Raw genomic sequence first — 7,537 nt, forward strand, 5'->3', positions numbered from 1 at the left:
CCTTGGGAACGGGAGCCTTACTTGTCCATCTGCAGCACGGCGAGGAAGGCTTCCTGCGGAATCTCCACGCGGCCGACCTGCTTCATGCGCTTCTTGCCTTCCTTCTGCTTCTCCAGCAGCTTCTTCTTGCGCGAAACGTCGCCACCATAGCACTTGGCCAGCACGTTCTTGCGCATGGCCTTGACCGTGGTGCGGGAGATGATCTGCGAGCCGACGGCGGCCTGGATCGCCACGTCGAACATCTGCCGCGGGATCAGCTCCTTCATCTTTTCGCACAGCTCGCGGCCGCGCCGGTCGGCATGGCTGCGGTGCACGATCAGCGACAGCGCATCGACCTTGTCGCCGTTGATCAGCACGTCCACGCGGACGAACGGACCGGCGTCGAACCGCACGAACTGGTAATCCAGCGAGGCGTAGCCGCGGCTGACCGACTTGAGCTTGTCGAAGAAGTCCAGCACCACCTCGGCCATCGGCAGCTCGTAGCTGATCTGCACCTGGCTGCCCAGGTAGTTGATGCCGATCTGGCTGCCGCGCTTTTCCTCGCACAGCTTGATGATGTTGCCGATGTACTCCTCGGGGGTAAGCACGTTGGCACGGATGATCGGCTCGCGGATCTCGCTCACCATGTTCACCGGCGGCAGCTTGGCCGGGTTGTCCATGTTGATGATCGTGCCGTCGGTCTTCAGGACTTCATAGATGACGGTCGGCGCGGTGCTGATCAGGTCGAGGTTGTACTCGCGCTCCAGCCGCTCCTGCACGATTTCCATGTGCAGCATGCCCAGGAAGCCGCAGCGGAAGCCGAAGCCCATCGCTTCGGAGCTTTCCGGCTCGAAGCGCAGCGCCGCATCGTTCAGGCGCAGCTTGTCCAGCGCTTCGCGCAGGTCCGGGTAGTCTTCGGCATCGACCGGGAACAGGCCGGCGAACACGCGCGGCTGCATTTCCTGGAAGCCGGGCAATGCCGACGGCGCCGGGTCGGCGGCCAGGGTCAGGGTGTCGCCCACCGGGGCACCATGCACGTCCTTGATGCTGGCCGTGACCCAGCCCACCTCGCCCGCGCGCAGGGCCGGCAGCACCTTGCGCTTGGGGGTGAACACGCCGACGTTGTCGACCTGGTGGTTGCGGCCGGTGGACATCACCTGCAGCTTGTCACCGGCCTTGATCTGGCCCTGCATCACGCGCACCAGCGAGACAACGCCCAGGTAGTTGTCGAACCAGGAGTCGATGATCAGCGCCTGCAGCTTGTCGGTATCGCGCGGCTGCGGGGCCGGGATGCGATGCACGATGGCTTCCAGCACGTCCACCACGTTCAGGCCGGTCTTGGCACTGACCGGCACCGCGTCGCTGGCATCGATGCCGATCACGGCTTCGATTTCGGCCTTGGCGCGCTCGATGTCGGCGGTGGGCAGGTCGATCTTGTTGATCACCGGCACCACTTCCAGGCCCTGCTCCACGGCGGTGTAGCAGTTGGCGACCGACTGCGCTTCCACGCCCTGGGCCGCATCCACCACCAGCAGCGCGCCTTCGCAGGCGGCCAGCGAGCGGCTGACTTCATAGGAGAAGTCGACGTGCCCGGGGGTGTCGATGAAATTCAGGTGGTAGGTCTGGCCATCTTTGGCCACGTACGGCAGCGACACCGACTGGGCCTTGATGGTGATGCCGCGCTCGCGCTCGATCGGATTGGAGTCGAGCACCTGCGCCTCCATCTCGCGGGCCTGGAGGCCGCCGCAAAGCTGGATGATGCGGTCGGCCAGCGTGGACTTGCCGTGGTCGACGTGGGCGATGATGGAGAAGTTGCGGATGTTCCGCATCGAATCAGAGGACATAGGTGGCGGCGGCGCGGCGCGTCGTCAGGATAACGGCACATTATCGCATGGCCGACCCCTCCCCGCGTGCCGGGGCGCCAAATACGACCGGGCCCGCCGAAGCGGGCCCGGAAACGCAGCAGGGACGGGGTTTACTGCCCGGTTTTGACCGCCACGAAGGCGCTGTTGCTGCCCGCGCGCACCAGCAGCATCACCACATCGCCCTTCTTGTAGCCGCCCAGCGCCTTGTTCAGCGCCGCCACGCTGCCGACCGGGGTGCGCCCGACCTGCAGGATCACCATGCCCGGCGACAACCGGGCATCACGGGCAGCCTGGCCCTTGACGTTGGTGATGCGCACGCCTTCGCCCGCGTCCAGCCCCAGCTGCTGGCGCTGCGGGGCGGTCAGGTCGGCCACGTCCAGGCCCAGCAGGGCGTTGGCACCCACCTGCGGCGACGCGTCGGCGGCAGCCGGACCGGCGGTGCCGCGGGCGGCATCCTCGGCCAGCTCGGTCAGGGTCGCGGTGATCTCACGCTCCTTCCCTTCGCGCAGCACGCCCAGGCGGACCTTGCTGCCCGGCGCCTGGGCGCCGATCAGCGGCGGCAGATCGCTGAAGGTGTTGATCGGGGTGCCGTTGACCGAGCGGATCACATCGCCGACTTCCAGCCCGGACTTGGCCGCGGCACTGCCCGGTACCAGTTCGTTGACCAGCGCGCCACGGCTGTCGGGCAGGTTGAAGCCCTGCGCCACGTCGCCGGTGATGGCGCCCACGATCGCGCCCAGCTGGCCACGGCTCACGCGCCCGTTCTTCTTGATCTGCTCGACCGCACCCATGGCCAGGTCGATCGGGATCGCGAAGCTGATGCCCATGTAGCCGCCCGAAGCGGAGAAGATCTGCGAGTTGATGCCGACCACTTCACCGCGGGTATTGAGCAGCGGGCCGCCCGAGTTGCCCTGGTTGATCGCCACGTCGGTCTGGATGAACGGCACGTAGCGCTGGTCCTGGCCGCCGGTGCTGCGCCCGACCGCACTGACCACGCCGGCGGTGACCGAGTGGTCCAGGCCGAACGGCGAGCCGATCGCGACCACCCACTGGCCGGGCTTGAGCGTGTTGGAATCGCCCACGCGCACGGTCGGCAGGTTCTTCGCATCGATCTTGAGCAGGGCCACGTCGTACTGCTGGTCGCTGCCGATCACCTTGGCGGTGAACTCGCGGCGGTCGCCCAGCTTGACCTTCACTTCGCCGGCGTCGGCCACCACATGGTGGTTGGTCAGCACGTAGCCGTCGGGCGAGATGATGAAGCCCGAGCCCATGCCGCGGCCGCGGATGCTGGGACCTTCATCGTCGCCACCGGGCTGGCCCGGCATCTGGAAGTCCGGGCCGAAGAAGCGGCGGAAGAACTCCGGCATCTCGTCATCGCCCGGACCGGGGCCGGCGCCGCGCGCCTGGCGGTTGCTGCGCACGATGGTGGTTTCAATGTTGACCACGCCCGGACCGACCTGCTCCACCAGGTTGGTGAAGTCCGGCAGGCCACTGACCAGCGGCGCGGCCGGCGCACGCGGGGCGGCGGCCACCTGCGCCGCAGGCGCGGTTGGGCTGGGCGACTGGGCACAGGCCACCAGCGGAAGGGTGATGGCCAGCAGGGCCATGGCGTGCGTGCGGATACGGGCGGTCATCAGACTCGAGCCTCCGGGTCAGGGATGTTCAGGGGAAGGGGTGGCGCTGCACGTAGCGTGCAGCGCCTGGATGTCGGGAATGGAGGCAAAGGTCAGTCGCGCTGGCGACGCACCTGCGGCGCGCCGGACGCGTCATCCTGCAGGCGCGGCTCGAACGGATAGAACGCCGCCTGGGGCTCCTGCGTGGAGAAGCTGGCATTGAGCGCCCCGCTGCTGCCCACCGTCGAACGCGGCCACGGCCGGGCCTGCAGGTTGCCGACCTCACCAAACGGCAGGGTCCGGGCATCGGTGGCTGGCATCGACGGGGCCGGCGCAGGCTGGCTGGCCACCGCACGCACCGGTTCGGCGCTGCGGCCGGCCACGCTGCGCGCGGCGGCCTGCTGGGTGCGGGTGGCACTGCTACGCCGGGCATTGACGGCTGCGGCCGGCACGGCGGCCACGGCCAGGGCGGCATCGGCCACCACGGCGGCATTGAGCGGCGCGCGCGGCGGTGCCGGCGGCAGCTGCGCCTGGCTGGCGATGATCGTGGTCGGCTGTTCCAGCGGGGCCTGCCCGGGCAACTGCTCGCGGCTCATGAACAGCGCGATGGCGGCCACCGAGGCGGCCAGCGCGGCACCGCCACCCCAGCGCAGCAGACCGCCGCGGCGCTGGCGCGGCGCCGGCGTTGCGGCGACCACCGTGACCGGCTCGGCCGCGACAGCGGCCTGGATCCGGTCGGCAAAGCCCTGCGGCGCCGGCGCACAGGCCTGCCCGCGCAGCACATCGCCCAGCAGCTGCCAGCGTTCCTGGCAGCGCGACAGGTCTTCATCGTGTTCCAGGCGGCGCAGCAGGAACCGCGCCTCTTCCAGCGGCAGCTCTCCATCGACCAGTGCAGAAAGCTGCTGGCGGTGGTGGGCATCGAATTTGTCAGGCATCTGGTGGCTCATACGCGGCTCTTCTCGCGGGTGGCGCTGCCGACATCCAGCAGCGGCCGAAGTTCAGTGTCGATCGCCTCGCGGGCACGGAAAATCCGCGACCGCACGGTGCCGATCGGGCACCCCATCTTCTGCGCGATTTCTTCGTAACTCAGGCCCTCAACCTCGCGCAGGGTGATGGCCGATCTCAACTCTTCCGGCAACGCCGACACCGCCTTCATCACCGTCTTCTCCAGCTCCTGGCGCATCAACTCGCGTTCGGGCGTGTCGGTATCGCGCAGGCGGGTGCCGCTGTCGAACTGTTCGGCGTCCCCGATCTCGATGTCATCGGTGGGCGGGCGGCGGTTGTGGGCGGCTAGATGGTTTTTGGCAGTATTCACGGCGATCCGGTGCAACCAGGTATAGAACTGGGCATCGCCGCGGAAACTGCCGATCGCGCGGTAAGCGCGGACGAACGTATCCTGGGCAACGTCCTGACATTCACTCCAGTCGGCGATGTAGCGCCCGATCAAGGCGACGATCCGATGCTGGTACTTGCGCACCAGCACATCGAACGCCGCACTTTCGCCGCGCTGCACGCGCCGGACCAGCTCCAGGTCCAGCTCCTGTGGTGTTTCAACCTCGGCCATGGGGGGCCGCACTCCTGTCAGCCCAACCGACGTCGGGCAATGAGACTGCCAATCCCGGGAAAAGTTCAGCGCCGATCACCGCGCGCCGTACCAGCTTTTAACCACCGTTCCGTTAAGGTTCCAGATCACCGCCATGAACCGGGTGTTCCTCCCCCCCAGCTATAGGGATTTGACGGGGAGGAAACAACCTCTGGATCATAGCCCCCTTCTCCATACACAACCGGATGGAACGCCTCCATGCTCTCAGGCTTCGATGGGCTCCGCTTCTCACATTGGCACCCCGAGATCCGTGACGATGGTGTCGTGGTGCTCAGCCTCGACCGCCACGACAGCAGCGTCAATGCGATGTCGCAGGACGTGTTGCTGGAACTGGGCGACCTGGTCGAACGCCTGGCGCTGGACCCGCCCAAGGCAGTGGTGGTGCAGTCGATCAAGCCGGCCGGCTTCATCGCCGGTGCGGACCTGAAGGAATTCCAGGAGTTCGATCGCCGCGGCACCGTCAACGACGCCATCCGCCGTGGCCAGACCACCTACCAGAAGCTGTCCGAGCTGCCCTGCCCGACCGTGGCCGCCATCCATGGCCACTGCCTGGGCGGCGGCACCGAGCTGGCGCTGGCCTGCCGCTACCGCGTGGCCTCCAACGATCCCTCCACCCGGATCGGCCTGCCCGAAACCCAGCTCGGCATCTTCCCCGGTTGGGGTGGCAGCGCCCGCCTGCCGCAGCTGGTCGGCGCCCCCGCCGCCATGGACATGATGCTGACCGGCCGCAACCTGTCGGCATCGGCCGCCCGCAACATCGGCCTGGTCGACAAGGTCGTCGCCCCGGCGGTGCTGCTCGACACCGCCGTCGCACTGGGCCTGTCCGGCACCACCCGCCCGTTCAAACAGCGCCTGACCGCCTGGGCCTCCAACACCTGGCTGGCGCGCAGGCTGCTCGCCCCGCAGATGGCCAAGCAGGTCGCGCGCAAGGCCAGGAAAGACCACTACCCTGCCCCGTATGCCCTGATCAACACCTGGGCACGCACCGGCGGCAGCGGCATCCAGGCTCGCCTGGACGCCGAACGCCGCGCCGTGGTCAAGCTGGCCGGCACCCCGACCGCGCGCAACCTGATCCGCATCTTCTTCCTGACCGAGCGCCTCAAGGCACTGGGCGGAAAGGACCACGGCATCCGCCACGTGCACGTGGTCGGCGCCGGCGTGATGGGCGGCGACATCGCCGCGTGGTCTGCCTACAAGGGCTTCGAGGTCACCCTGCAGGACCGCGAACAGCGCTTCATCGACCCGGCCATCGAACGCGCCCAGGCCCTGTTCGCCAAGAAAGTGCGTGACGAGAGCAAGCGCCCCGCCGTCGCCGCCCGCCTCAAGGCCGACCTCGCCGGTGACGGCGTTGCCGTGGCCGACCTGGTGATCGAAGCCATCATCGAAGATGCCGAAGCCAAGCGTGGCCTGTACCAGACGCTCGAGCCGAAGATGAAGGCCGACGCCCTGCTGACCACCAACACCTCCTCCATCCCGCTGGTGGAACTGCGCGACCACATCCAGCGCCCGGCCCAGTTCGCCGGCCTGCACTACTTCAATCCCGTCGCCCAGATGCCGCTGGTGGAAATCATCCACCACGACGGCATGGCCGCGGAAACCGAACGCCGCCTGGCCTCGTTCTGCAAGGCCCTGGGCAAGTTCCCCGTGCCCGTCGCCGGCACCCCCGGCTTCCTGGTCAACCGCGTTCTGTTCCCCTACATGCTCGAAGCGGCCACCGCCTACGCCGAAGGCGTGCCCGGCCCGGTCATCGACAAGGCCGCCGTCAAGTTCGGCATGCCCATGGGCCCGATCGAACTGCTCGACACCGTCGGTTTGGACGTCGCCGCCGGCGTCGGCAAGGAACTGGCCCCGTTCCTGGGCCTGCAGATCCCCGCTGCCCTGCAGACCGTCGAACCGGGCAAGCGCGGCAAGAAGGATGGCCAGGGCATCTACAAGTGGGACAACGGCCGCGCCCAGAAGCCGGACGTACCGGCCAATTACCAGGCGCCGGAGGACCTGGAGGACCGCCTGATCCTGCCGCTGCTCAACGAAGCGGTCGCCTGCCTGCACGACGGCGTGGTGGCTGACGCCGACCTGCTCGATGCCGGTGTCATCTTCGGTACCGGCTTCGCCCCGTTCCGCGGCGGCCCGATCCAGTACATCCGCGCCACCGGCGCCGATGCGCTGGTGGAGCGCCTGAAGGTATTGCAGCAGCGCCATGGCGATCGTTTCGCCCCGCGACCGGGTTGGGACGCGGCCGTGTTGCGTGAGCCGGTAATTTAGAGAATCGATTGATCGAAGCAGAAACGCCACCGAAAGGTGGCGTTTTTTTGTGCAGCTGCAGTACCGACCAACGGTCGGTACCTACCGCTTTTTCGTTGGCCGCCGACCAAGTATCGAAGGGTCGGCGGGGGGGGGGGGGGGGGGGGGGGGGGGGCCGCGGGGGGGGGGCCCCCCCCCCCCCCAGCAGGGGTATAGGGGGCGCCCCCCCCCCCCCC

The 7,537-nt window shown here is 68.1% G+C and carries 5 protein-coding genes; 1 reads left to right on the forward strand and 4 read right to left on the reverse strand.

The features are described 5' to 3' along the window. Positions 1 to 17 precede the first annotated feature (17 nt). The 4 genes from lepA to rpoE form a co-directional block, all read right to left on the reverse strand. Positions 18 to 1,808 carry a translation elongation factor 4 gene (gene lepA, locus ACQG3P_RS07630; RefSeq protein WP_068853627.1) on the reverse strand — a complete coding sequence of 597 codons (1,791 nt, stop codon included), beginning with the start codon at positions 1,806 to 1,808 and terminating at the stop codon, positions 18 to 20. A gap of 146 nt (positions 1,809 to 1,954) precedes the next feature. Next, a complete protein-coding gene (locus ACQG3P_RS07635) occupies positions 1,955 to 3,478 on the reverse strand; it encodes a DegQ family serine endoprotease (protein WP_426804684.1) in 1,524 nt (507 codons plus the stop codon). 92 nt (positions 3,479 to 3,570) lie between these two features. Continuing rightward, positions 3,571 to 4,392, reverse strand: coding sequence for a sigma-E factor negative regulatory protein (locus ACQG3P_RS07640; protein ID WP_426804685.1), 822 nt, complete (start codon positions 4,390 to 4,392; stop codon positions 3,571 to 3,573). 8 nt (positions 4,393 to 4,400) lie between these two features. Next, the gene (gene rpoE, locus ACQG3P_RS07645) at positions 4,401 to 5,021 is read right to left on the reverse strand and encodes an RNA polymerase sigma factor RpoE (RefSeq protein ID WP_426804686.1); all 621 of its coding nucleotides are present in this window, start codon (positions 5,019 to 5,021) and stop codon (positions 4,401 to 4,403) included. Positions 5,022 to 5,258: 237 nt separating this feature from the next. Between rpoE and ACQG3P_RS07650 the strand changes: the two genes are divergently transcribed. Next, positions 5,259 to 7,322 carry a 3-hydroxyacyl-CoA dehydrogenase NAD-binding domain-containing protein gene (locus ACQG3P_RS07650; RefSeq protein WP_426804687.1) on the forward strand — a complete coding sequence of 688 codons (2,064 nt, stop codon included), beginning with the start codon at positions 5,259 to 5,261 and terminating at the stop codon, positions 7,320 to 7,322. Positions 7,323 to 7,537: the final 215 nt, after the last annotated feature.

Source organism: Stenotrophomonas sp. SrG, assembly GCF_050031795.1.
GTDB classification, from domain to species: domain Bacteria; phylum Pseudomonadota; class Gammaproteobacteria; order Xanthomonadales; family Xanthomonadaceae; genus Stenotrophomonas; species Stenotrophomonas rhizophila_A.